The sequence below is a fragment of the Glycomyces endophyticus genome (assembly GCF_039531525.1).
Taxonomy (GTDB): domain Bacteria; phylum Actinomycetota; class Actinomycetes; order Mycobacteriales; family Micromonosporaceae; genus Glycomyces; species Glycomyces endophyticus.
The window spans coordinates 196,943-221,599 of the sequence record NZ_BAAAQF010000006.1; the positions used below are offsets into that span (position 1 = coordinate 196,943).

Below are 24,657 nucleotides of genomic sequence, written 5' to 3' on the forward strand. Positions count from 1 at the left end.
GCGGATCGGGTGGTCCGCCCGTGGCGGGCCGCCGAGGGGCGGCCCGCGGCTCAGACCGGCGGCGCCGCCGGTCCGGAGGCGTACGCGATCGCCTCGGCGACCGCGGGGGCGTGCGCGGGGTCGAGGCGGGCGGTGCTCACGCGGATCGCCTGGGCGCCGCGGAAGGAGAAGCCGCGCCCGGGGGCCACGGCGTAGCCGCTGTCGCGCAGGGAGACGACGGCGGCGGTCTCGTCGGCGACGGGCACCCACAGGTTCAGGCCCGAGCGGCCCCACACGTCGATGCCGCGCGCCGCGAGCGCCTCCCGAAGGGCCGCTTGGCGTTCGGCGTAGACGGCTCCGGCGTGCCGGACGGCCGCGGCGACGTCGTCGTCGGTCCAGGCGGCGATCACGAAGTGCTGGAGGATGCGCGAGACCCAGCCGTGGCCGAGGGCCATGCGGCCCTGGACCCGGGCCTTGGTGTCGGGGTCGGCGGCGACGAGGGCGGTGCGCAGGTCGGGGCCGTACGGCTTGGAGACCGAGCGGACGAACATCCAGTGCTCGGCGGCGTCGGCGACGAAGTGGAGCGGGGTCCGCGAGAGCTCGGCCCAGTGGTCGTCCTCGACGACGAAGACGCCCGGGTGCGCGGCGATCACGGCGCGCAGGGCCGCGGCGCGCTCGGCCGACACCGCCGCGCCCGTGGGGTTCTGGCCCCGCGAGGTGAGGATGAACGCGCGGGCGCCCGAGGCGAGGACCGCGTCGAGCTCGGCGGCGACGGGGCCGTCGCCGTCGATCGCGACCGGCGCGACCTGGTACCCGGCCGACAGGAGCAGGTCGCGGCCGTTGGCCCAGGTGGGCTCCTCGACGGCGACGGTGTCGCCGGGTTCGAGGCGGGCGGCGAGGCCGCGCTCGAAGGCGTCGAGGGCGCCGGAGGTGACGGTGAGTTCGCCGTGGACGCCGTCGGCGGCGAACCGGTCGCGGGCGAGGTCGAGGAGGTCGGGGCAGGGCCCGCCGTCGCGGTAGTTGCCCGGGGGGATCTCGACGTGCGGTTTGAGGGAGCCGAGGTCGGGCAGGAGCGCGGTGTCGGGCTCGCCGGAGACGAGGTCGTGGACGCCGGCGGGGACGGTGAGCGTCCCGGTGGGCGTGAACGCGGAGCGCTGGCGCACGAAGGTGCCGGCGCGGCCGCCGGTCTCGACGACGCCGCGCTCGCGCAGCCGCCGGTAGGCGGAGGCGACGGTGCCGGGGGCGACGCCGAGTTCGGCGGCGAGCCGGCGGACGGGGGGCAGGGTGCGGCCGGGGGCGAGGTGTCCGGAGCGCACGCCGGACTCGACGCTGGCGGCGATCTCGGTTGCCGCGGACCCGGTGATCTGATACTGTACCGACATAACTGAATCATTGTATCAGTACATAATATCAGTCAGGAGCCCCCCTCGATGTCCACCCTCGAATGCCCCTACAGCGGCCGGTTCGAGCAGACCGAGCGCACCACCCCGAAGCGCTCGCGCGAGCGGGTCACCTACGAGCGGGCCGAGTCCTACCGGGTCCTCGACGAGGCGCTGTTCGTCGACCTCGCCTTCGTCGGCCCCGACGGCGCGCCCCGCGTCCTCCCCACCTTCCATGTGCGCGTAGGCGACACGCTGTACCTGCACGGCTCGACCGGCAGCAGCATGGGCCTGGGCGGGCGCGAGGGCTTCCCGGTCAGCGTCACCGCGACCGTGGTCGACGGCCTCGTCTTCGCCAAGAGCTGGTTCCACCACTCCATGAACTACCGCAGCGTGGTCGTCCACGCGAACGCGCGCCTGGTCGAGGACGCCGACGAGCGCTGGAACGTCTTCAAGGCCCTCATCGACCGCTTCGCCGAGGGCCGCTCCGACCGGTCCCGCGAGGCGAGCCCCAAGGAGAACGCGATGTCCGCGCTGCTCGCGATCCCGCTCCAGGAGGTCTCGATCAAGCAGCGCGCGGGCGGCCCCGTCGAGGAGCCCGACGACGAGGACCTGCCCTTCGAGAACGGCGTCGCGAACGTGCGCACGCTCGTCACGGGGCGGCTGTGACCGGGCGGAGGTAGACTCCGTTCCGCGCGGCGCCGGACCGGCTCCGCCCCCGTGGCCGTATGGGTGCTCCGAGGGTGTGAGCGGGTCGTGGGAACTTCCGGCTCGGAGCCCGGTCCGGCGCCGTCTCCGGCGCGGGCGGCCGCGCCGCTGACGCAGGAAGGGCGGGCCATGGGGTCCGCCCGCTTCCTCCGCCTCGCTCAGACTCCGGCCCTGGCCGGCTCCCGCTCCTCGGACTCGCGCCGCGCCTCGTCCTTGTCCAGGCGCCACACGGCGATCGAGCCGCCGCCCGCGACCGCGACGACGAACAGCGCGAACGTCCACGTGTAGGGCCACTCGGGGGCCGCGTCGTCGGAGTTCTGGAGCAGCACCCCCTCCTCGCCTGCGGCCCACCAGATCCCCTGGCGGATCAGCTGGAGGAAGTCGCGGTCGCCCCAGGTCTTGCCCGCGCCGCCCGGGGAGGCGTAGAAGACGTTGTACCTCTCCGAGTTCCACGCCACCGGGTCGCCGGAGCCGAGCTGCGCGAGGATCGTCGAGTCCGGCTGCGCCGGTTCGGGATCGAAGTAGTACCAGCGCTCGGTCACCTTGAGGTCCTCGTCGAGGCCGTCGGTGATCGGGGAGCCCGCGTTGAAGGCGACCTCCTGCTCGGAGGCCGGCTCCACCGGCGGCGTGAGCGCGGTGGCGCCCAGCATCTCCTGGTAGAAGGCCCAGCCGGGCTCGCTCGCGGCCGCGGCGTTGGTGGCGACGAAGCCGCCGCCGCGGGTGATGAAGGAGTGCAGGGAGGCCTGCTGGGCCTCGTCGAGGAGGTCGGCGCCGGTGTTGAGGAACATGACGACGTCGACGTCGTCGAGGTCCTCGAGGTCCGCGGGCTCGCCCTCGACGAGGGTGAAGTTCCAGCGGCGGGCCTCCATCTGGAGCCGCTCGATCGCGAAGCCGGCCACGTCCTCGGCCTCGTTCCCGGTCGTCAGCACCAGGACCCGGGGGCCGCCGGCGGCGAGCGCCGCCGAAGGGGCGAAGGCGGGCGCGCAGGCCAACGCGACGATGATGCACAGTCGCAGGAGGGTTCTCACGCGCTCACCATAGCGGCGGGGCCTGCGGGCCGTCCAGCTGGCACGGCGGCGGGGCCCGCAGTGCCGACCGTCCGGCACCGCGGGCCCCGCCGGGGCCGCGTGTCAGCCGCAGTGGCTCCAGCCGCTCGTCCACGTGGTGGAGCCGACCGAGCCGCCCCACTTGACGCAGGTGTTCGGTGCGGACTTCTTCACCGGGCCCGCGTAGTACGCGAAGTTCCCGGAGTCCTTGGCCTGGGTGCCGCCCTCGGCCTGGAGGGTGGCGGAGACCGCGCTGGCGGTGCCGACGCTGGTGTACTTCAGCGTGACCACGCAGTTGTAGCCGTTGGAGCTGTTGTACATCAGGAAGATCGCGCCGACGGTGCCGAGCGCGTGCTGGTTGATCTGGGAGTAGCCGGAGCCGCAGACCTCGCCGGGCGTGTACGGGTTGCTCCCGGAGCACGCGTTCGTGGAGGTGATGGCCTTCTTGGTGCCCTGCGGGACCGAGACGCCCTCGACGACCGGGCTGACGACCGTGCCGCTGGCGTTGCGCTGCTCGTAGTGGAGGTGGGGGGCGCTGGAGCCGCCGGTCGACCCGACGGTGCCGATGACGGTGCCCTGCGAGACGGACATGCTCGAGCCGGGGGCCTTCACCTGGGTGGCGAGGTGGGCGTAGCGGGTGCTGGTGCCGTCGGCGTGGACGATCTTGACCCAGCGGCCGTAGCTCGTGGAGCCCTCGTTGTAGAAGTAGGCGGTGCCGGCCGCGGTGGCGCGGACGGTCTCGCCGCTGATCGCGTCGGACCCGTAGGTCTGCCAGTCGATCGACTTGGCGGGGTTGTGCGCCGGGGTGCCGATCCAGTTGTTCGCGTAGAACGTCTTGTTGCAGTTGAACGGGCTCTTGTGGGAGACGGCCTGTGCCGTGAAGTCGTCGGCGTTCGAGACCAGGGTCGGGGCGAAGGCCGCCGCGGCCGCGGTGAGGAGTGCCGCGACGAGGAGTGCGATTCGTCGGTTGCGGTGTCTCATAAGGGGAACGTACCGAAATTTCACTCCGTTGTGAAGGTCACATTTGAAGAAAACTTTCTTACATGCAAGCAGCCGCGCCCCTGCCGAGGCGGGGGCGCGGCCTGCTGCTTGACCGCTGCTACTTATACAAGGCCCGTGCCAGTCGGCGCTGCGCGATCCACATCCCGCCGACCGCCAGCGCCAGGAGGTACGCGATGTGCACCAGCATCATCGGGCCGAGGTGGCCCAGGCTGATGCCGCGGACGAGCTCGATGCCGTGGTAGAGCGGCATGACGTACACGATCGGCTGCGCGAACGCCGGATACGCCTCCACCGGGGTGAAGGTCCCGCCGAACAGGAACATCGCGAAGACGACGGCGTTCATCCAGTCGAAGTCGGTCCAGTCGCGGAACAGCGTGGCGAGGGTGAGGCCGATCCCGGCGAACGCGAGCGCGATGAACACGCACGCGGGGACCGCCAGCAGCGCCCACCAGGAGTCGAGGAGTCCGAAGAGCCCCATGACGACCACGAACGCGCCGATGTAGGTGAAGCCGCGGATGAGCGCCCACCACACCTCGCCGAGCGCGACGTCCGTCGGCTTCAGGGGGGTGTTGAGGATGCCGTCGTAGACCTTCATCCACTTGAACTTGGCGAACACGTTGATGGAGGTCTCGGCGAGGACGCCCATCATGGCGGCGTTCGCGAGGATCGCGGGCGCCACGTACGCGGTGTAGGAGACGGTGGTCCCGTCGGGGAGCGTGATGTCCCCGACGAGGGCGCCGACGCCGAACCCGAAGGCGAACAGGAACAGCAGGGACTCGACGGCGCCGGACAGGATGAGGATCCAGGCCCGGCGCATGGCGATCCAGTTGCGGTTGAGCAGGGCCCCGGAGTTGCGGAGGCCGGCGCGGGCGGCGCCGTAGGCGATGACGGACACGCGGGCTCCTAGAAGTTCAGGCGGCGCTCGATGACGCGGCGGGCGGCGAACCACCCGGTCACGGCGAGCAGCGCCAGGTAGGCGATGTGGACGTAGGGCGGCAGGGCGGAGGGGACGTCGGCGGTGGCGGCCCGCGCGAGCTCCGTGCCGTGCCACAGCGGCGAGGCCCACACCAGCGGCTGGAGGAAGCCCGGCATCTCGCTCGCGGGGAAGAACACGCCCGAGAACAGCGAGATCGGCATGACGGCGAACCGGAAGATCATGTTCAGGTTCGAGTCGTTCTTGATGCTGGAGGCCCAGCAGTGCAGCCAGGGCGCCATCGCGGCCGACACGAGCGCGGCGGCGATCACCGCGAACACCGCCCACCAGGAGGCGAAGACGCCGAAGCAGGCGAGGACGACCGCGACGATCGTGCAGTTCGTGAAGGGCCGGAACAGGACCGCGTACGCGAGGTGGCCGTTGAGGATGTCGACCGGGCGCAGCGGGGTGGCGCGCTGGGCGAGGTAGCCGCCGCCCCAGTCGGCGTAGCCGCCGAAGACGGGGAAGACCATGTCGTTGCCGAGCATCATGACCGCGACGGAGCAGATGAGGCCGGGGGCGATGAACTCGGCGTAGGTGAGGCCGCCGACGGAGGCCGAGTCGATGTAGGCGCCGACGCCGATGCCGATCGAGACCATGTACAGGATCGGCAGGAGCACCGAGGTGAAGACGGTGCCGTGCCAGACGTGCCGGAACAGGGCGAGCTGGAGGGTGAAGGCCCGCCAGGCGCCGGAGAGCGCGGTGGGGGCGGCGCGGTCGGCGACCGCGGCCTGGGTCGCGGTGGTCACGCCTCGTCCTCCACCAGGGCGCGGCCGGTCAGGCGCAGGAAGACGTCTTCGAGGGTGGCGCGGCGGGCCAGGACCGAGGTCGGGTGGACGTCGCGGGCCTCGAGCGCGGCGTTCGTGTCGTCGGCGTCGTCGGTGTAGACGAGGATCTTGTCGGGCAGCGGCTCGATCTGCGCGCCGACGCCGTCGAGGGTGTGGGCCAGCGCGGCGAGCTCGGCGGTGTGGGCGGTCCCGAAGCGGAGTTCGACGACCTCCTTGGTGACGTGGGTGTCGATGAGCTCGCGGGGGGAGCCGGAGGCGATGATGCGGCCCTCGTCCATGACGACGAGGCGGTCGCACAGCTGCTCGGCCTCGTCCATGTAGTGGGTGGTGAGGAGGATCGAGACGCCGCGGTGCTTGAGCTGGAAGAGGCGCTCCCAGACGAGGTGGCGGGCCTGCGGGTCGAGGCCGGTGGTGGGCTCGTCGAGGATGACCAGCTCGGGGTCGTTGATGAGGGAGCGGGCGATGGCGAGGCGCCGCTGCATGCCGCCGGAGAGGTCGGAGACCTGGTCCTTGGCGCGGGCGGTGAGCTGGACGAAGTCGAGGAGCTCGGCGGCCTTGGCGCGGGCGGCCTTCTTCTTGATGCCGAAGTAGCCGGCGTAGACGACGAGGTTCTCGAACACGGTGAGCATGTCGTCGAGGGTGTTGTCCTGCGGGACGACGCCGAGGCGGGCCCGGATCTCGGCGCCCTGGGTGTGGGGGTCGCGGCCGAAGACCTCCAGGGTGCCGCCGGTGGGCTGGGACACGCAGCCGATCATCCGCATGGTGGTGGACTTCCCGGCCCCGTTCGCGCCGAGGAACCCGAAGGCCTCGCCGCGCTCGATCGCGAAGTCGACTCCGCGCACGGCTTCGTGGTCGCCGTAGCTCTTGCGCAGGTCGACCGCGCTGACCAGGATCTCGTTGACATCAGGCATACCGTCGAGCCTAGATGCCTCATACGACAGGGCTCCACTCCTTACTCGGAGTCACGGTCCTTACGCGATGCGGTCCCGTCCCTTACGCTGCGGTGGCCGTTCCTGGGAGCGGCCTGGGAAAGGTAGGGCAAGCACTACCCCTATTGACGGGTCAGCGGTAGCGACTTGCGGGCGCGCAACCGGGAGGCTTGAGGGGTCGAGAACGAGCACGACAGATCGGAAGCTCACATGACGATGACACTGCCCGCCCCCGAGGCTCCCGCAGCGGAGCGGACCGGCAGCGACTTCGCCCAGCTCTCCCGCCGCATCAACGCGGCCGGGCTGATGCGGCGGCGCCCCGGGTACTACGTGATCCGCTTCGCCCTCACCGGTGCGGTGTTCATCGGCGGCTGGGTCGCCTTCGCCATGCTCGGCAACACCTGGTGGCAGCTGCTGACCGCGGTGTTCCTCGCGATCGTCAGCGCCCAGGTCGCGTTCCTCGGCCACGACCTCGCGCACCGCCAGGTCATCCGCAGCCGCTCCACCTCCGAGCGCATCGGCTGGTTCACCGGCAACCTCGCCAACGGCATGGGCTACGGCTGGTGGAACGACAAGCACAACCGCCACCACGCGAACCCGAACCACGAGGAGCTCGACCCGGACGTCATGGGCGGCCAGCTGTTCGTGTGGTCGAAGCGCCAGGCGCGCATCGCGCAGGGCATCGACCGGTTCTTCGGCAAGTACCAGGCCGAGCTGTTCTTCCCGATCCTCACGCTCGAGGGCCTGAACCTGAACTGGTCGGGCATCAAGTCGGTCCTGAAGCCCGGTCTGAAGAACCGCGGCATGGAGGCCCTGTTCCTGGCCGTCCACTGGGCCGCGTACCTCTCGGCCGTGTTCCTCGTGCTCTCCCCCGGCAAGGCCGTGGTGTTCATCCTGGTGCACAAGGCCGCGTGGGGCGTGTACATGGGCTCGGTCTTCGCGCCGAACCACAAGGGCATGCCGACGTTCGTCGGCGAGACCGAGCTGGACTTCCTCCGCAAGCAGGTCCTGACCTCGCGGAACGTCAAGGGCGGCTGGTTCACCGACTTCGCGCTCGGCGGCCTGAACTACCAGATCGAGCACCACCTGTTCCCGGCGATGCCGTCGGTGCACCTGAAGTACGCGCAGCCGATCGTCGAGCAGTTCTGCGACGAGAAGGGCATCCCCTACCACGCGACGGGCCTGATCCAGTCCTGGCGCGAGGCCCTCGGCGAACTCCACGCCCACGGCGAGCCGCTGCGCAACCCGCAGCCCGCCGAGGCGCACTAGACCCGCAGCTTCGAGGCCGCTCCCCGCGAGGGGGGCGGCCTTCTCGCCGTCCGGAGGTCAGAGGCTGCCGCGCGGCGCCACCCATGCGGTCGGCTGCCCGGTCACGGCCGCGATCCGCTCGTAGTCGGAGTCGTAGTGGAGCACGGTGGCGCCGCCGAGCTCGGCGGTCGCGGCGATGAAGAGGTCCGGCAGCGAGAAGTGCCGGTGCTCGCCGCGATCGGCGAGCGCGGCGTGGACTTCCAGCGCCCGGTCCATGGAGGCCTCGGTGACCGGCATCCACCTGGCGGCGATGAGCGACCCCTGGAGGGACTTGTAGGAGCGCGTGTCGTTGGCGTTGTTGAGGACTTCCGCGACCACCATCTGGCAGGTGGCGACGCGGCCCGCGAGCCAGAGGTCGTCGACCCTTCGGCGGACGGACTCGTCGAGGATCCGGTGCACCCACGCGGAGGTGTCGAGCATGTAGATCTCGGCCGCCATCAGGAGTCCTCGGCCTCGGCGGCCTCCAGCCTGGCCCGTTCCGCGAGGCGGTCGAGGTCGCGGCCGCCGTTGAAGCGGAACGACCGCTCGCTCCCGGCGAGGTCGAGCTCGACCGCGTCGAGTGCGGCGATCGCCTCCCGGACCCTGCTGCGCTCCGCCGCGAGGCGCAGCGCCTCGTTCACCGTCGCGACCTTGGACCGGGTCCCGAGTTCGCGCTGGGCCTCCGCCATGACCGCGTCGTCCACTTCCACTGAGAATCTCGTCATCCTCCAATGATGCACCAGACCGGCCGGAAAACTGCACCAGAACACGGCGCGGAGTGCATCAGATGGTCGGGGTCCGTCGACCGGGCCGGTCCGACGTTCGACGCGGGGCGTCCCGCCGGGACTCACTCGAAGGCGTTGGCGGCCTGGTCGCGGAGGGACCGCACGTGCTGCTCCAGGCCCATGAGCTGGCCGAAGAGGGTCATGTACTGGTCCTTGTCGGTGCTGGGGTTGATGCGCTGGAGGCGGCGCTTGAGGTCGGCGACCTCGGCTTCGACGACGGGGCGCTGGATGCGCGCGAGGATGGTGCGCACGTAGAGGGCGTCGGGCTCGCCCGCGAGGCGGAGCTCCTCGACGGCGAGTTCGCTGACGAGGGCGCCGGCGGCGATCTCGGCGCACGCGGCCTGGACCGCGGCGATCCAGTTGGGGCCGGCCGCGGCGCGGGCGGCGCCGCCGGAGCCGGCGACGGCCTCGCGGACGGCGCGGTAGTTCGGGTCGGTGTAGGGGGCGGCGTCGACGGCGTCGAAGTAGGGGCCGGCGACCTGGGGCTGCTGGAGGGCGACCTTGAGGACCTCGCGCTGGGCGCGGAGCTGCATGGAGTCGGCGCGGGCCTCGCGGCGCGGCTGCGCCGGGGCCTCGGCGGGGGCCTGGCCGGCGGCGGCGCCCTGGACGGCGCGGCGGAGCTCGGCCTTGTCCTTGCCGAGGCGGCCGGCGTAGACGCCGAGGTACTCCTCGACGAGGCCGCGGTCCTTGACGCGGGCGAGGAGCGGCGCGACGGCGCGGGTGGCGTGGAGGCGGCCCTCGGCGGTGTCGAGGTCGTGCTTGGCGATGGCCCGTTCGAGCGCGAACTGCACGAGCGGGGTGTGGCGCTCGATGAGCTCGCGGACGGCGGCGTCGCCGGCGCTCTGGCGCAGCTCGCACGGGTCCTGGCCGCCGGGGGTGACGGCGATGTAGGTCTGGGAGACGAAGCGCTGCTCCTCGTCGAAGGCCTTGAGGGCGGCGCGCTGGCCGGCCTCGTCGCCGTCGAAGGTGAAGATGATGCGCCCGTCGGCGGACTCGGAGTCGAACAGGAACCGGCGCAGGACCCGGATGTGCTCGGCGCCGAACGCGGTGCCGCAGGTGGCGACGGCCATGGGGACGCCCGCGAGGTGGCAGGCCATGACGTCGGTGTACCCCTCGACGATGACGACCCGGCCGGTCTTGGCGATGTCCTTGCGTGCCAGGTCGATCCCGTAGAGGACCTGGGACTTCTTGTACAGGGGCGTCTCGGGGGTGTTCAGGTACTTGGGGCCCTGGTCGTCGTCGAAGAGCTTGCGGGCGCCGAAGCCGATGACCGAGCCGGAGGAGTCGCGGATGGGCCACAGGAGGCGGCGGCGGAACCGGTCGATGAGGCTGCCGCTGCGGGAGGGCTTGGCGAGTCCGGCCTGGGTGAGCTCCTCGGCGGTGAAGCCCTTGGCGCGCAGGTGCTTCGCGAGGGCGTCCCACGCGTCGGGGGCGTAGCCGCAGCCGAAGGTCCCGGCGGCGACGCGGTCGAAGCCGCGGTCGGCGAGGAAGCGGCGGGCCGTCATGGCCTCGGGCGCGAGGAGCTTCCCGGTGTAGAACTCGGCGGCCGCGGCGTGGGCGTCGAGGAGGCGCTGCTTGAGGCCGGGCTGGCCGGAGGGGCCGCGCTGGGGGCGGCCGTCGACGTCCTCGTAGGTGAGCTTGAGGCCGGCCTTGCCGGCGAGGCGCTCGACCGCCTCGACGAAGGTGAGGCCGTCGAGCTCGGTGAGGAAGGTGATGGCGTCGCCGCCGACGCCGCAGCCGAAGCAGTGGTAGACGCCGCGGGCGGGGGTGACGTTGAAGCTCGGGGAGCGCTCGTCGTGGAAGGGGCACAGGCCTTTGAGGTTGCCGCCGCCCGCGTTGCGCAGGGTGACGCGCTCGCCGATGACCTCGGCGATGTCCACCCGCTCGCGCACCAGCTGGATGTCGGCGTCCCGGATTCGCCCCGCCACTCTGCCCCTTTTCTGCTGTCACCTCTTCGCGCCGCTTCCCATTGTGCCCGCAGGGTCCGACAGTCCGGCGGCGGACGCGGCAGGTTGTGAGGCGACGGCGCGACACGCCCGCGTCGTAGGTCACGTCCCCTTCGGGCGGCGCGGGATCGCTTGGCGCGGAAGAAGTCCGAGGTGAAGGCCCCGCTGTACCACGAACCCCGTGGACATCTTTCCCGACCACGCCTCACGGTTGCGCGGTCCGATCGGCTAGAGTCGCCTATCATGCCGGACCCATCGCCCGAGCAGCCGCCCTCCTGGCCTCCCACCAGCGAACCCGCGGCCACACCCACCAATCCGCCCCGAATCACCGCGCGCGGGGTGGGTCACCTGCCTTCCGCAGCGCCGGAAGACGAGGCGTCGTCCGATCCCCGTCCGCCCGCGGGCCCGAACCGGTTCGGCGAGCCCGCGCCCTCCGACGACCTCGATCCCGAGGCCAGGCGGAACGAGTGGGCGGCCGACCTCGGCGGTACTGAGCCGCCGCGCGCCGCCGAGACGCGCGGGACCCTCTTCGAGACGCCCGCGGCGCCGCCGGACGCCCCGCAGCCGCAAGGCGAGTGGGGCGAGTCGGCCGACTGGCCGCCGCGGTCGAGCCAGGACTGGATGAACCAGCAGGGCCAGACCGGCTGGGGCCTCGCCGCGGGCGGCGCCCCCTGGCCCGCCGGCGGCCCGGTGCCGGGCCAGCCCGGCCCCGCCGACCCGCCGGCCGAGCAGGCCTTCCGGCCGGACCCGAGCGCCGCCCCGTACGCCGCCCCCGCGTCCGGGCCGGGCTTCGCCGCGCCCGAGCAGCAGCCGTCGCCGCAGGGCGGGGGCCTCGAGTTCCCCGAGCTGCGCGCCGACCCGTACCAGGCCGACGTCTACGGCCAGTCCCAGTACCGCGGCGACGCCGGCGGCCAGGACCTCTACCAGTCCGACCCGTACCAGGCCGACCGGCTGGCCGCCGAGGCCCAGGCCGCCCGCGAGGCGTACCAGGCCGAGCAGCAGCAGTACCAGGCCGACCCGTTCCCCGCCGCCCCGCAGGGCACGTTCACGGGGCAGCAGCAGCCGCAGGGCGCGTTCCCCGAGCAGCCGCAGGGCGGCCGCCAGGAGCAGCCCCAGGGCGCGTTCCAGGAGGCGCAAGCCGGTCAGCCGCAGCCGTTCTCCGAGCCGCCCGCAGGCGCGTTCGCGGCCGAGCGGTTCCCCGCCGACGCCGCGCCGGTCCTGGGCGAGCGGCCCGCAGAGGCGACGGTCACCGAGACCGTGCCCGCGCAGCGGCGCAGCGAGGAGACCGCCGCGCCCGAGGCCGCCCCGGCCGAGCCCCCGCCGACCCGCGTCTCGCCGCCGACCCACGTCGGCGTCCGCTACGCGATCTACGGCATCGGCGGCCTCATCACGCTCGGCCTCATCATCGGCATCGTGCTCATGCTGGGCGCGGCCCCGCCGAGCGAGCCGAACCAGCCCGGCGACGACTCGGGCGACGACACCTCGAGTGAGAGCCCCGGCGCCGACGAGGCGCTCAGCGCCGAGCGGTACGCCGAGCTCGCGGCCGCCGCCGGCACCGCCGAGTGGTTCGCGTGGCGATACGGGGACGCCTCCGGCGGCTCCGACGCCGAGGAGGTCGCCCCCGCGGGCGGCGACGCCCTCGCCACCGCGCCGCTGCTGGGCGACGCCGACCGCAGCGTCCAGGGCCAGCTCGGCTACCTGACCGACGACGGGGCCCTGAGCGGCGTCGACCACGTCACCGCCGTCGAGACCACCGACGACCTCATCGGCCTCGCGCCCCGCGCGGGCGGCCGCTTCTCCGAGGACGGCACGCCCGAGCTGGAGCTCGTCGAAGGCTCCACGGCCGAGTGCATCGCCGGTCTCGGCGTCGAGCTCGGCCGCCCGGTCGCGCTCGCGCGGCCGGAGCAGAGCGCCGAGGTCAGCGCCCACTCGGTGATCGCGTTCTCCTCCGGAGTCGTCGCGACCGCGGGCATCAGCGGCGCCCAGGGCGGCACCTGCCTGCTCCTGCCGGACGGCCAGGTGCCCACCGACGTCGCGCTCACCGACGGGAACGAGCTCGCGCTCGTGACCACCTGGAACCCCGCGTCGCAGGCCGGCTCGCTCGTGGTGATCGCCATGGGCGACAAGAGCGGGTCGTACTCGTCGAGCTGGTCGGAGTCGTATCCGGGCCTGCCGAACCCGGGGCACTTCGCCTCGGCGCAGGTCCTCGGCACCGTCGCGCTCCCGTTCACCGCGCCGACCTCGGTCGACGCCTGGTCGGACTCCTCGGGGTCGCTCGCGCTGGAGCGCGGCACGGTCGAGGACGGGGCGCACCGCGATACCGTCGCAGGCTCCGGGTACGCGATCGTCGGGGACCTGAGCGCGAGCCAGGTCGCGGTCGTCGACCTCACCTCCACGCTCCAGGGCCTGGCGGCGCAGTACTACGACGGCGCGGCGCTCGCGTTCGACGCGGCCGCCGGCGAGGCGATCGGGTTCGACGGCGGGGTCGCCGACGTGGCCGCCGCCGAGGCCGGACCGGCCGTCGCCACGAGCGCCGGCACCGTGCACGAACTGGACCGGGAGCTCGCGGAGACCGCGGCGACCGAGGTCGGCGCGAACCCGACCTGCCTGGTGGTGGGCGCCCAGAGCGGGCAGTTCATCGCCACCAGCCGCGGCACCGGCACGATCAGCTGGGTCGCGGGCGGCGAGGTCGCCAAGGAGCTCGCGGACTCGCGCCTGACCGACCCGCTGTGCGCGTCGGAGACGCCCGCGCTCGACGTCAAGGGCTACGCCGGGAGCGCGACGGTGGTCCTGGTCTCGGACTTCGAGGGCCAGAAGCTCCACGCCTACCTCGACGGCCAGGCCGCGATCCCCGGCGGCGCGACCGTCGGCGCGGAGGGCTTCAGCTACGGCGGCGCCTACGACGTCGCCGGCAAGCCCTGGGCCGCCTCGGTGACGGTCGACCTCGAATAGCGCTATTGAGGGCTTGAGGTGGTAGACCATCCCAAGCCCCCACCCACCCAGAAGGGGACCGTAGCCGCCAGCATTGCTCGCGGGTCCGACAGGAACCGGGCCCGCGAGCGCTGCTGTCACCCGAAAGAGGACGGCGTCACCGGTCACGCCCTCGGGCGTTGGCGGGCGCGGCGGGCGCTGGGATAATCGACCGGTGACGAATCAGCTCTCGCTCGCGGGCAAGCCCGTGTCCCCGCCCGTGGTCCTGGCGCCGATGGCCGGGATCACGAACCTGCCGTTCCGCAAGCTCTGCCGCGAGCAGGGCGCGGGGATCTACGTGTGCGAGATGATCACGACCGTCGCGCTCACCGAGCGCAACCCGAAGACGATGCGGCTCATCGAGTTCGACCCGGACGAGGAGACCCGCAGCCTGCAGCTGTACGGCGTCGACCCCGAGGGCGTGCGCAAGGCCGTGCGGATGGTCGTCGAGGAGGACCTCGCCGACCACGTCGACCTCAACTTCGGCTGCCCGGTGCCGAAGGTCACCCGGCGCGGCGGCGGCTCGGCCCTGCCGTGGAAGCGGCGCCTGTTCCGCGACATCGTCACCGCGGCGGTCGACACCGCCGCCGAGCGGGGCATCCCCGTCACGGTGAAGATGCGCAAGGGCATCGACGACGACCACCTGACCTACCTGGAGGCGGGCGAGATCGCCCAGGACGCGGGCGTCGCGTGGGTCGCGCTCCACGGCCGCACCGCCGCCGAGCGGTACTCCGGGACCGCCGACTGGGAGGCCATCGCGGCGCTGAAGGAGCGCCTGGACGTGCCGGTGCTCGGCAACGGCGACGTGTGGGAGGCCGACGACGCGCTGCGGATGGCCGCTGAGACGGCCTGCGACGGCGTCGTGGTCGGCCGCGGGTGCCTGGGCCGCCCCTGGCTCTTCGGGGACCTGGAGGCGGCCTTCAGCGGCCGGGAGACGCGCCTCATGCCGTCACTCGGCGAGGTCGCGAACGTCATGCTGCGCCACGCGCAGCTCCTCGTGGAGTGGATCGCGGGCGCCGAGTCGTACGAGGCGCGCCGGAACATCGCCGCCGAGGAGCACGGCTGCCGCGAGTTCCGCAAGCACGTCGCCTGGTACCTCAAGGGTTTCCCGGTCGGCGGCGAGCTGCGCCGCTCCCTCGCGATGGTCGCGTCGCTCAACGAGCTGGAGGACCTCCTCGGGAAGCTCGACGCGGCCGCGCCGTTCCCGGAGTCGACCATCGGGAAGCCGCGCGGGCGCACCAACTCCCCCGGCAAGGTCTCGCTCCCCGAGGGCTGGCTCGACGACCGCGACGACCGCACGGTCCCCGAAGGGGCCGAGATCGACTCCTCCGGCGGCTGAGCGCCCGGACGCGACAGCAGGGGCCTCCCGGTGCCGGGGAGGCCCCTGCTGCGGTCTCGGGGCCGCGGTCCCCCGCGGCCTCGGCGCTTACTTGCCTTTCTGGCCGTAGCGCTTGTAGAACTTGGCGACGCGGCCCTCGTCGTCCAGGACGCGGTTCTTGCCGGTCCAGAACGGGTGCGAGGCCGAGGAGATCTGGACGTCGATGACCGGGTAGGTCCGGCCGTCCTCCCACTCCACGGTCTCGGCCGAGGTGGCCGTGGACCGCGTGAGGAAGGCGAAGTCGGCGCCGCGGTCGCGGAAGACCACGGGCTCGTAGTTCGGGTGGATGCCTTGCTTCATGTCAGTTCCCTTCCTTGCCGTCGAAACAACCGTCGAACGGGTCGTCGTATTCCCGCCACGCGCGCGGACCCGCGGCGGCCTCCTCGTCGGTGAGGAGGCAGCCGTCGAGGACGGCCGCGAGCTCGTCGGCCGCGAAGTGCAGCCCGACGAACGCGAGGTGGATCTCGCGGTCGCCGAAGTCGGCGTCCCAGTGCAGGTCGGCGTAGACCCGGCGCTCGGGGCCGGCGTCCTCCCACTCCGCGTCGGGCGTGGCCGCGAGCCAGCGTCCGAGCTCGCCCATGGCGACCCCGCCGCCGCCGGACTCCCAGGCGACGATCGCGTCGGGCTGCGAGGCGAGCCACAGGTGGCCGCGCCCGCGCAGGGTGCGGCCGGCGACGTCCGAGAGGGCCCGGTGGAAGCGGGCGGGGTGGAAGGGCCGGCGGGCGCGGTAGACGGCGGCGACGACCCCGCAGTCGGGTTCGGGCTCGTGGCTGCCGACGGCGTGCCCCTCCAGGCCGCGGCCGTGGGGCTCGGGCGCGTCGGGGTCGAAGCGGCCGCTGCGGCGCAGCCGCTGGGAGAGCCATCCGGGTTCGTCGAGGTCGACGACGAGGTGGCGGGCCCACGGGTTGAGGCGCTGGAGGAGGACGGCGAGGCGGGCGTGCTCGAAGTCCGGGTCGGCGCCGGGGGCCCAGAGGAGGACGGTGTCGGCGTACTCGATCTGGCGGGCGGCGGTGTCGGCGACGGAGCGGGCGTCGTCGTCGGCGGCGTGGAGTCCGCGGTCGGCGAGGTCCTGGTCGGAGTCGAGGGTGTCGAGGAGGCTGGCGGGGTCGCAGACGGCGACGACGGAGTCGATGCGGAGCGCGTCGGCGACGGGCGCGCCGTCGACCTCGGCCCAGGCGCAGGCGGCGGCGACGGTCCCGGGCTCCATGTTGGGCGGGAGCACGAGGGCGATGTCGTCGCCGGGTCTGGTGCGGGCGAGGCGCACGAGGGCCGGGAGGAGGTCCTCGCGGACGGTGCAGGAGAGGCAGCCGTGCTCGAGGGCGGTGCGCTCGTCCTCGACGGGGCCGCGGCCGTCGCGGACGGTGCGGCGGACGGTCCCGTCGGCGGCGAGGCCGGCGAGGTCGTACTCGACGACGAGGAGGGCCGGGTCGGCGCGGGCGAGCAGGTCGGCGGCCGCGCGGGTCGCCTCGGGGGCGAAGCCGGTGAGGAGCGTCAGCGCGGCGCGCAGGTCGGCCTGCGGCGGTGCGGCGCCGGGCTGGGCGAGCTGGGACATGGGACCTCCGATCTAATTGAAAACGATTGTCATTATAATTGAACCATCGAAGGGAGGGCGAGGTGCCCAGAACATGCGACGTGACCGGGGCGGGCCCCGGGTTCGGCAACAACGTGCCGTGGTCGAAGCAGAAGACCCGCCGGCGCTGGAACGTGAACCTCCAGACGAAGCGGTACTTCCTGGCGAGCGAGGGCCGCTACGTGCGGCTCCGCCTGTCGGCCAAGGGGATCAAGATCGTCGACCGAGACGGCGTGGAAGCCGTCGTGGCGCGGATGCGAACGGAAGGGAAGCGGGTCTGAGATGGCATCGAAGAGCACGGATGCGAGGCCGGTCGTGAAGCTGCGGTCGACCGCCGGGACGGGGTACACGTACGTCACGAGGAAGCACCGCAGGAACGACCCGGACCGGATGGTGCTGCGCAAGTACGACCCGGTCGCGCGGCGGCACGTCGAGTTCAGGGAGGAGCGCTAGTGGCGATCCGGAACCGAGAGCACAGGAGAGAGGACCGGTAATGGCAAAGAAGTCGGCAATCGCCCGGCAGCGGCGGCGCGAGGTCCTCGTGGCGCGGTACCGGGAGCGGCGCGCGGAGCTGAAGCGGCTCGTGTCGCACCCGGCGACCGCGCCGGAGGCCCGCGCCGAGGCGGTGCGGGCGCTCCAGCGGCTGCCGCGGGACTCCGCGGCGGTGCGGCTGCGGCACCGGGGCGCGGTCGACGGCCGCCCGCGGGGCGTGTTCCGGAAGTTCGAACTGTCGCGTGTCCGACTCAGGGCGATGGCGCACCGCGGCGAATTGCCCGGAGTGCGGAAATCGTCCTGGTAGGAGGCTCATCCGAACGGCTGAGTTCAGGGCCGTGAGCTGCACCCCCGGCGGCCCATTGGCATGAAAGCGTTACATGCCCGTCGCCGGGGGACGCTAATGTGGGCCTTGCGAACACGCTGTGAGACTGCTCTCAAGCCCGGAACCATGCGAGCCGTTTCTGCGTTCGACTATGAAGAGACGAAGGAGCGAGAAGAGCAATGGTCCAGCAAGTGGAGACCGCCCCGGCCGCGGCGTCCGAGATCCTGCCCGCCGAGGTCCAGGCCGATGTGCCCGCCAGCCCCGCGTCCCTCTGGGCGTCGGAGAGCCGCGGCCACTACATCACGCACACCGACCGCGCCTCGGCCCCCGCGTGGGTCGACTGCGACTGCGTCATCCACAGCGACTGAGCCGGCGCGGCCCCGCGGCCGCGCCCCGCTCCACCGGGCCCCACCAGCCGAGCGGCGGGGCCTCACTCCAACTCCACGAGCGAGTTGCAGCGCTCGATGGTCGTGCCGTCGGCGCGCGCGATCGAGGCGCCGCCCGCGAAGTCGAGGTCCGCGAAGAGGCCGTCGGCCCAGATCGGGCAGCTCACCACCGTCTCGCGCGACTCGCCGTCCTCGGTGACGACCACCGCGATGCGCGCCTCGCCGGGCTCCGTCGTCACCAGCACGAAGCCCTGGAGCAGCTCGTACGCCCACCACTGGGCCCCGACCTCGGGGTACAGGGTGATCTCCCACGACGCCCCGGGGGCGGCCTCCACGGTCCGGGCGTCGTCGCGCGGGAACCCGAACGGGCAGCCCGCCGCGTCCGGCTGGCGCACGCACGCGTCGAGGTAGTCCCGCAGCGTCGCGTCGATGAGGGCCTCGCCCTCGTCCGAGACCGTCGGCCACGGGATCGGCAGCCACTCGTCGGCGCGGTCCTCGCCGAGGCGGATGTACCGGTTCCCCAGCGCGAGCACCGACCCCTCGGTTTCGAGCTCCATCGTGGACGGCAGGTCGGGGTAGAACTCGTACACGCCCGGCAGCAGCATGATGTTGGTGATCCCCAGGGCCTCGTCGACCTGCGCGGTCACGCCGTTGACGTCGAGGTGGTCGAAGGCCGGGTACGCCTCGCCCGCGGTGAGCGCGTTCTCGATGACGGCCCGGCCGTCCTCGATGCCCACGAGGTACCGGAACCCGATGCGGGTGCCGTCGAACGCCTCGATCTCGGCGTACACCTGGGAGATGACGCGCCCCTCCCGGGCGCTGTCGTTGTACTGGATCTGGCCGACCTCGACGACGCTCCAGCGGGTGTCGAGGGCCTCGGGGACGAGGAAGTCGCCGATGGCGTGCGGCTGGTCGGTGAACGACAGGGCGCTTTCGATGTCGCCCGCCCGCGCGGCCTCGAGGTAGTTCCTGACGACGTCCTCGGCATTGAGCTTCCCCGTCGGCGCCCACTTCACGACCGCGACGACGCCGGCGGCGAGGACGAGGAGGACCGCGGCGAAGGCCATGGCGGCGTTGGGGAAGCGCAGGCGCCTCCGCGGCGGGGCCGCCGGTGCGGGGGACTCGTCCTCGGGCGCGTCGACGGCGCCGAGGTCGATCGCGTGCTCCTCGCCCCGGCGGTCGGGTGTCGCCGCTCCGGACACGTTCGCCCCCTTGGGACCGCCCGCGGTGCCTGTGGCCCTTGCCGAACCCCGGAGTGCGGGCGGGGCGGGGCGCCGCTACCGTGGTGAGCACAGTGTAGCGTTCTCACACGGGACTCCTCATGCCCTCGACCAGGTGGATCAGCGCCGCAGCCGGGCGGCTCCGGCGGTTCGCGGCGCGCGCCGCCCGCCGCGCCGAGCCGCTGCCGCGCCTGCCATTCGCGGTGGCGCTCGCGGCCGCGGCCGTGGTCCTGGCGGTGTCGGTGGAGTGGCAGCCGCGCCCGCACGACGACCTCGCGGACGTCTCCGAACTGCCGACGGGCGTGCAGGACTGGGTCGACTTCACCAGCGGCCCGCAGGTCGAGTTCGAGATCCTCGAGTACGGGTTCAGCACGGTGACCGACGAGCTCGGCGACGAGCGGGTGATCCTGGGCGCGGTCCTCTACAACCCGTTCGACTCCCCGATCATCGGCCCCGGGTCGCTCGACGTCACCCTGGCGGGGGACGACGGCGGCCCCGCGGCCGTCCTGGAGAGCTTCTACCCCAACGCGATCCCCGCCGACACGGCCGTGGAGCTCGGGTTCGTGCTGAAGTCCGCGATGTTCGAGGCCGACGTGGCGGACCTGGGCCTGGAGACGCGGGAGCCGTCGTTCCTCGCGCCGGACCCCGCGGAGCTCACCGAGGAGGCCCGGGACTGGACGACGGTGCCGCCGCTGCCGGAGGTGGAGGTCCTGTCGGTCGACCCGCTGCTGAGCCCCGAGGGCTACCGGGTGCACTACCGGGTCGTGAGCGACACCGCCCGCGAGATCCAGCTGGCGGTGATGTTCCGCGACGCGGCGGGGGTCCTGCTGGGCGGCCTGCCGGCAGGGGAGGACCCGTTCTCGTTCGAGCTGGGCTCGGCGGGCTGGCGCACGGTGCTGGAGGGCGAGACGGTGCAGGAGCTCGACCTGCACGCGGCGTGGATACCCGAAGGGGCCGACCTCGACAGGATCGAGATCGGCCCCCGGACGATCGGCGGCTGACTAGAGCCGCTCGAGGAGGTACCGCTCGACCTGGTCGAGGGCGACGCGCTCCTGCTTCATCGAGTCGCGGTCGCGGATCGTCACGGCCTGGTCCTCGAGGGTGTCGAAGTCGACGGTGATGCAGTAGGGCGTGCCGATCTCGTCGGCGCGGCGGTAGCGGCGGCCGATGGCGCCGGCGTCGTCGAAGTCGACGTTCCAGTGGCGGCGCAGGCGCGCGGCGAGGTCCTTCGCCTTCGGCGACAGGTCCTCGTTGCGGCTGAGCGGGAGCACCGCGGCCTTGACCGGCGCCAGGCGCGGGTCGAAGCGCAGGACGGTGCGCTTGTCGACGCCGCCCTTGGTGTTCGGGGCCTCGTCGACGTCGTAGGCCTCCAGGAGGAACGCCAGCACCGAGCGGGTCAGGCCCGCCGCGGGCTCGATGACGTACGGGGTCCAGCGCTCGCCCTTGGCCTGGTCGAAGTAGGACAGGTCGGCACCCGAGTGCTTCGAGTGCGTCGACAGGTCGAAGTCGGTGCGGTTGGCGATGCCCTCGAGCTCGCCGAACTCGCTGCCCGCGAAGTTGAAGCGGTACTCGATGTCGACGGTGCGCTTGGAGTAGTGCGAGAGCTTGTCCTGCGGGTGCTCGAAGCGGCGCAGGTTGGCCTCGGAGAGGCCGAGCCCGGTGTACCAGTTCCAGCGCTCGGTCAGCCAGTACTCGTGCCAGTCTTCGTCGGTGCCCGGCTCGACGAAGAACTCCATCTCCATCTGCTCGAACTCGCGGGTGCGGAAGATGAAGTTCCCGGGCGTGATCTCGTTGCGGAAGCTCTTGCCGGTCTGGGCGATGCCGAACGGCGGCTTGCGGCGGGAGGCGGTCATCACGTTCGTGAAGTTCACGAAGATGCCCTGGGCGGTCTCGGGGCGCAGGTAGTGCGTGTTCTCCGAGTCCTCGACCGCGCCGAGGAAGGTCTTCATCATGCCGTTGAACATGCGCGGCTCGGTGAAGGAGCCGCGGGCGCCGCAGTGCGGGCACGCGAGGTCGGCGAGGCCGCCCTCGGGCTCGGCGCCGTCGTGCTTCTCCTGGTACGCCTCGACGAGGTGGTCGGCGCGGAAGCGCTTGTGGCAGGACTGGCACTCGGTGAGCGGGTCGGTGAACTCCTCCAGATGGCCGCTGGCGACCCACACCTGGGGGTTGAGGACCACGGCGGAGTCGAGGCCGACGACGTCGTCGCGCTCGCGGACCATCGCGTTCCACCACTCGCGGCGGATGTTCTCCTTCAGCTCCACACCGAGCGGGCCGTAGTCCCACGCCGAGCGGGTGCCTCCGTAGATCTCCGAACTGGGGAAGACGAAGCCGCGGCGTTTGGACAGGCTGATGAGCGCTTCGGTGCGGTCCTGGGACACGATGATTCCTCTCGATCCGGCTGGCGGTCGGTGAGACTGCGGATAATTTGTTGCGACCCTCTGAGCAGATCACTCAGGCGGCGGCGGTTCAACCCGGTTTCGACCCGGTGCCGAACGCTCGTGCGCACCGACTGTGCGCACCTGCCGCCAGTGGGCAAGCGTACCTCGCGGTAGGCGCCCGGCTGTGCGCGCCCCGCTGGCGGCTCAGGCTCCGGCGGCGCCCTGGCGGAGGTCGGCGAGGTGCTGCTCGAACCCGTCCCGGGCCTCGGCGTGCTCGGGGCCCGCGAGCCAGCCCAGGGCCTCCTCCCCCGCCTCGATCGCCCCGGCGGCGTCCCCGAGCTCGGAGAGCAGCCACATCGTCTGGTGCGCGGTCAGGCTCGCCCGCTCGAGCAGGAGCGGGCCGTCGCGGAACACCGCGAGGGCCCGGCGCTGGAGGTCGAGGACCGGCTCGGCCTCCTCGCGGCGCAGGCCCGGCTCCCCGGCCTGGGACTCCAGGAACTGGAACGTCAGCTGCGCGTGCTGCCGGTAGGTCTCGCCCAGCTCGAACCGGGCGCCCTCGCGGGCGGCCTCGGGCGCGGCCGGGTCGGCGCGCACCGCGATGAGGCCCGCCGCGATGTGCGCCATCGCCTGGAGGCCCTCCCCGAACGCGGTGTCGCCGGAGATCGTGCGCAGCAGCCACACCCGGGCCCGGCTCACCCGCGCCCACGACGTCAGGTCCCCGACCTCCTCGGCGGCCTCGGCGGCGCGCGAGTACACCTCCAGGGCGTGCTCGTGCTCGCCGAGCTTCTCCAGCAGCTCCCCGGTGAGGAACAGCGTGTCGGCGTACAGCGGCGCGTGCCCGAGCTCCCGGCGGGTCTCCATGAGCGCCAGCGCGGCGAGGCCGTGCTCGACGCCCCGGCGGGTGTCGTCCTGCTTGTCGTAGGCCTCGGCGAGGTTGAAGCGGATGTTGCACACCCGCCACAGCTCGGAGTCGGGCAGGTCCTCCAGGGCCTCCTCGAGGATCGGGACGGCCTCAGCGCGGCGGTCGAGCTCGACGAGGGCCGCGCCCATGAGGTGGCGGGCGACGGCGCCGGGGACGGTCATGCCGACGGCGTCGCAGTGCACGGACGCGGCGAGGGCGTGCTCGTAGGTGCCGGCGTGGTCGCCTTCGCGCATGCGGAACTCGGCGGCCTGGAGGTGGAGCTTCGCGGCGATGGTGCGGCTCGGCTCGTCGCCGAGGGCGGTCAGGCCCTCCCGGGTGATCGCGTACGCCTGGGCGAAGTCGCCGGCGAGGCCGACCTGGTCGGCGAGGTCGGCGCAGGCGCGGGCGACGGCCCAGCCGGCGTCGGCGGCGCGGGCGACCTCGAGTTCGGTGGTGAGCAGCCAGGTCTTGGCGTCGGCGTCGTCGGTGAGGCGGGCGCGCAGGTCGAGCAGGTCGCAGCGGCGGATGAGCGCGTAGCGGCGGTCGGAGCGCTCGGCGAGCTCGGCCTCCAGGGCCTCGGCGCGGGCGTCGAGGCCGGGCGCGGCGGGGCTCCCGGCCTGGGCGGCGAGGTACTCGGCGCGCATGGCGAGGACCTGGCTGGTGTGGAGGCTGCGGTCGTCGATGCGCTGCTCGTCGCGCAGGCGCAGGGCGGTGGCGGCGATCATGGCGGCGCCGGCGGCGGTCTCCTGGGGAGCGCTCTCGGCGCGGTGGACGAGCAGGAACGCCTCGGCGACGAGGGCCCGGCCGGGCTGCCCGGCGGTGCCGAACAGGGCGGTGGCGCGGCGCAGGCCCTCCTCGACCTCGGCGGGGTCGTCGGCGCGGGCGGACTCGGCGTGGGCGATCTCGGCGCGGTGCTCGGGGATGAGCTCGATGCCGAGGGCGTCGGCGATGGCGCCGACGGTGAGCCAGGCCTTCCACGTGTCCGGGGAGCAGGCGTCGTACGCGGCGTAGGCGGCGTCGATCGCGGCGTCGAGGTCGGGGCCCTCGACGGTCCGGCCGGGCGGGAGGGCCACGGCGGGCTCGGTGGCGCGGGGCTCCTTGAGGCCCAGGTGGACCGGGTGGTCGTAGGGGGTGGAGTCGACGACGCAGGCGGACATGCGGGAGTGGTGGTCGTTGCCGTTGCGGGCGTCGAAGCGGGCGCAGACCGCGGTCCGCTCGGCCTCGGCCCAGTCCCGGAGGGACTCGGGCGTCCACTCGCGGCCGCCGGGGCCGGGGACGGGGGTGTCGGCGTATCCGAGCGCGATGAGGCGGCGGCAGGTGAGGACGGCGACCTCCAGGAGCCGCTGGCGCTCGCGCACGCCCAGGTCGAGGTCGAAGAAGCGGGCGTGGTCGGCGAGGATCTCCACGGCGCGGTGCTCGTTGCCGGTGAGCGCGCAGAACTCGATGTGCAGCGCGATCATCGGGACCATGTCCTCCTTGCCGCGGCACATCTGGTAGCCGCGCAGGTGGTTGGCGCGGGCCTCGGCGGAGCGGCCGAGCTCGACGAGCGGCAGCAGCGACAGGGCGAGCGCGTAGTGCGGCTCGTGCGCGCACGAGTGCTCGCCGGCGAGGACGGGTTCGAGCATCTCCATGGCGGCGTCGGCCGAGTCCTCCTCGGCGTAGAACACGATCGTGGCGAGGGTCGTGTACTGGCAGGCGGTGCAGTCGGACATCTCGTCCTCCTCGGCCTCGCCGAGGGCCTCGATCGCCCGGGCGACCCGGTCGTAGTCGCCGGTGTGGTACGCCAGCTGCATCTCGTACGCGGCGGGCGCGTGCATCGAGTACCCGGCCTCGGCGTAGCGGCGGCGCATCTCCTGCAGCCAGTGCTCGATCGACTCGAGGGGCACGTCGGGCTGCTCGATCATCGAGTCGACGATCCACTTGAACGTCCAGTACAGGGACCGGGTCAGGTAGGCGTCGAAGTGCTCGGGGCGGGTGTCGAAGCCGCGCAGGAGCCGCGCGAACGGGACCAGCAGGCGGGTCGAGTCGCGCGAGAACTCGTAGGCGTCGACCAGGCCGTTGAGGGCGTAGTTGACCAGTTCGGGGTCGCCGACCGCGTCGGCGGCCTCCACGGCCCGCTCGAGTGCCGCGACCTTCGCCTCGCCCGCCTCTTCGAAGCGGGCCTCGTTGAGCAGTCGCCAGATCGCGTCGGGGTCGGGAGTGGCCATCGCGGGTC

At 72.7% G+C, this 24,657-nt stretch carries 23 protein-coding genes; 9 read left to right on the forward strand and 14 right to left on the reverse strand.

Translation table 11 applies throughout. The features are described from left to right. Positions 1-50 precede the first annotated feature (50 nt). The gene (locus ABD419_RS10975; protein ID WP_344485867.1) at positions 51-1,361 is read right to left on the reverse strand and encodes an aminotransferase class I/II-fold pyridoxal phosphate-dependent enzyme; all 1,311 of its coding nucleotides are present in this window, start codon (positions 1,359-1,361) and stop codon (positions 51-53) included. A 48-nt stretch (positions 1,362-1,409) separates the two neighbouring features. On the opposite strand from ABD419_RS10975, the gene ABD419_RS10980 reads away from it, so the two are divergent. Next, complete coding sequence (locus tag ABD419_RS10980) at positions 1,410-2,027, forward strand: pyridoxamine 5'-phosphate oxidase family protein (RefSeq protein ID WP_344485870.1); 618 nt, start codon at positions 1,410-1,412, stop codon at positions 2,025-2,027. Between the two features lie 197 nt (positions 2,028-2,224). Here ABD419_RS10980 and ABD419_RS10985 read toward each other — a convergent pair whose 3' ends face one another. The 5 genes from ABD419_RS10985 to ABD419_RS11005 all read right to left on the reverse strand — a co-directional run bounded on the left by ABD419_RS10985 (position 2,225) and on the right by ABD419_RS11005 (position 6,786). After that, entirely contained in the window at positions 2,225-3,094 is an 870-nt protein-coding gene (locus ABD419_RS10985) for a ThuA domain-containing protein (protein ID WP_344485873.1), read from the reverse strand. 102 nt (positions 3,095-3,196) lie between these two features. Continuing rightward, positions 3,197-4,093 (reverse strand): M23 family metallopeptidase, encoded by an 897-nt coding sequence (locus tag ABD419_RS10990; RefSeq protein ID WP_344485876.1) that lies wholly within the window; start codon positions 4,091-4,093, stop codon positions 3,197-3,199. Between the two features lie 118 nt (positions 4,094-4,211). Further along, on the reverse strand, positions 4,212-5,009 hold the full coding sequence (locus tag ABD419_RS10995) for an ABC transporter permease (protein WP_344485879.1): 798 nt from the start codon (positions 5,007-5,009) through the stop codon (positions 4,212-4,214). A gap of 8 nt (positions 5,010-5,017) precedes the next feature. Next, the gene (locus ABD419_RS11000; protein WP_344485882.1) at positions 5,018-5,836 is read right to left on the reverse strand and encodes an ABC transporter permease; all 819 of its coding nucleotides are present in this window, start codon (positions 5,834-5,836) and stop codon (positions 5,018-5,020) included. Continuing rightward, a complete protein-coding gene (locus ABD419_RS11005) occupies positions 5,833-6,786 on the reverse strand; it encodes an ABC transporter ATP-binding protein (RefSeq protein ID WP_344485885.1) in 954 nt (317 codons plus the stop codon). The genes ABD419_RS11000 and ABD419_RS11005 overlap by 4 nt, the downstream gene beginning before the upstream one ends. 228 nt (positions 6,787-7,014) lie before the next feature. Here ABD419_RS11005 and ABD419_RS11010 point away from each other — a divergent pair, with 228 nt between their 5' ends. Further along, the gene (locus ABD419_RS11010; RefSeq protein ID WP_344485888.1) at positions 7,015-8,073 is read left to right on the forward strand and encodes a fatty acid desaturase family protein; all 1,059 of its coding nucleotides are present in this window, start codon (positions 7,015-7,017) and stop codon (positions 8,071-8,073) included. A gap of 57 nt (positions 8,074-8,130) precedes the next feature. On the opposite strand, the gene ABD419_RS11015 is transcribed toward ABD419_RS11010, so the two are convergent. The 3 genes from ABD419_RS11015 to dnaG form a co-directional block, all read right to left on the reverse strand. After that, positions 8,131-8,550, reverse strand: a complete 420-nt coding sequence (locus ABD419_RS11015) for a PIN domain nuclease (protein ID WP_344485891.1) — start codon at positions 8,548-8,550, stop codon at positions 8,131-8,133. Beyond that, positions 8,550-8,816, reverse strand: coding sequence for a type II toxin-antitoxin system VapB family antitoxin (locus ABD419_RS11020; protein WP_344485894.1), 267 nt, complete (start codon positions 8,814-8,816; stop codon positions 8,550-8,552). The genes ABD419_RS11015 and ABD419_RS11020 overlap by 1 nt, the downstream gene beginning before the upstream one ends. Positions 8,817-8,938: 122 nt before the next feature. Further along, complete coding sequence (gene dnaG, locus ABD419_RS11025) at positions 8,939-10,804, reverse strand: DNA primase (RefSeq protein WP_344485897.1); 1,866 nt, start codon at positions 10,802-10,804, stop codon at positions 8,939-8,941. Between the two features lie 357 nt (positions 10,805-11,161). Between dnaG and ABD419_RS11030 the strand changes: the two genes are divergently transcribed. Both ABD419_RS11030 and dusB read left to right on the forward strand, forming a co-directional pair. Next, entirely contained in the window at positions 11,162-13,774 is a 2,613-nt protein-coding gene (locus ABD419_RS11030) for a hypothetical protein (protein ID WP_344485900.1), read from the forward strand. A gap of 193 nt (positions 13,775-13,967) precedes the next feature. Next, positions 13,968-15,131 (forward strand): tRNA dihydrouridine synthase DusB, encoded by a 1,164-nt coding sequence (dusB, locus tag ABD419_RS11035; protein WP_344485903.1) that lies wholly within the window; start codon positions 13,968-13,970, stop codon positions 15,129-15,131. 87 nt (positions 15,132-15,218) lie between these two features. On the opposite strand, the gene ABD419_RS11040 is transcribed toward dusB, so the two are convergent. Both ABD419_RS11040 and ABD419_RS11045 read right to left on the reverse strand, forming a co-directional pair. Continuing rightward, on the reverse strand, positions 15,219-15,470 hold the full coding sequence (locus ABD419_RS11040; RefSeq protein ID WP_344485906.1) for a type B 50S ribosomal protein L31: 252 nt from the start codon (positions 15,468-15,470) through the stop codon (positions 15,219-15,221). 1 nt (position 15,471) lies between these two features. After that, a complete protein-coding gene (locus tag ABD419_RS11045) occupies positions 15,472-16,722 on the reverse strand; it encodes a CobW family GTP-binding protein (protein ID WP_344485909.1) in 1,251 nt (416 codons plus the stop codon). Between the two features lie 62 nt (positions 16,723-16,784). Here ABD419_RS11045 and rpmB point away from each other — a divergent pair, with 62 nt between their 5' ends. The 4 genes from rpmB to ABD419_RS11065 all read left to right on the forward strand — a co-directional run bounded on the left by rpmB (position 16,785) and on the right by ABD419_RS11065 (position 17,925). Next, positions 16,785-17,021 (forward strand): 50S ribosomal protein L28, encoded by a 237-nt coding sequence (gene rpmB / locus ABD419_RS11050; RefSeq protein WP_344485912.1) that lies wholly within the window; start codon positions 16,785-16,787, stop codon positions 17,019-17,021. Position 17,022: 1 nt separating this feature from the next. Beyond that, positions 17,023-17,193, forward strand: coding sequence for a 50S ribosomal protein L33 (gene rpmG, locus ABD419_RS11055; protein WP_344485915.1), 171 nt, complete (start codon positions 17,023-17,025; stop codon positions 17,191-17,193). A 40-nt stretch (positions 17,194-17,233) separates the two neighbouring features. Beyond that, the gene (rpsN, locus tag ABD419_RS11060) at positions 17,234-17,539 is read left to right on the forward strand and encodes a 30S ribosomal protein S14 (RefSeq protein ID WP_344485918.1); all 306 of its coding nucleotides are present in this window, start codon (positions 17,234-17,236) and stop codon (positions 17,537-17,539) included. Positions 17,540-17,736: 197 nt separating this feature from the next. Then, positions 17,737-17,925 carry a hypothetical protein gene (locus ABD419_RS11065; RefSeq protein ID WP_344485921.1) on the forward strand — a complete coding sequence of 63 codons (189 nt, stop codon included), beginning with the start codon at positions 17,737-17,739 and terminating at the stop codon, positions 17,923-17,925. Positions 17,926-17,987: 62 nt separating this feature from the next. Here ABD419_RS11065 and ABD419_RS11070 read toward each other — a convergent pair whose 3' ends face one another. Continuing rightward, positions 17,988-19,145 carry a hypothetical protein gene (locus tag ABD419_RS11070; RefSeq protein ID WP_344485924.1) on the reverse strand — a complete coding sequence of 386 codons (1,158 nt, stop codon included), beginning with the start codon at positions 19,143-19,145 and terminating at the stop codon, positions 17,988-17,990. 119 nt (positions 19,146-19,264) lie between these two features. Between ABD419_RS11070 and ABD419_RS11075 the strand changes: the two genes are divergently transcribed. Next, positions 19,265-20,164 carry a hypothetical protein gene (locus tag ABD419_RS11075; RefSeq protein ID WP_344485927.1) on the forward strand — a complete coding sequence of 300 codons (900 nt, stop codon included), beginning with the start codon at positions 19,265-19,267 and terminating at the stop codon, positions 20,162-20,164. Here ABD419_RS11075 and ABD419_RS11080 read toward each other — a convergent pair whose 3' ends face one another. Both ABD419_RS11080 and ABD419_RS11085 read right to left on the reverse strand, forming a co-directional pair. Further along, positions 20,165-21,541 carry a glycine--tRNA ligase gene (locus tag ABD419_RS11080; protein WP_344485930.1) on the reverse strand — a complete coding sequence of 459 codons (1,377 nt, stop codon included), beginning with the start codon at positions 21,539-21,541 and terminating at the stop codon, positions 20,165-20,167. A 204-nt stretch (positions 21,542-21,745) separates the two neighbouring features. Then, positions 21,746-24,649: a tetratricopeptide repeat protein gene (locus ABD419_RS11085; RefSeq protein ID WP_344485933.1), complete on the reverse strand. Its 2,904-nt coding sequence runs from the start codon at positions 24,647-24,649 to the stop codon at positions 21,746-21,748. Between the last annotated feature and the right edge of the window lie 8 nt (positions 24,650-24,657).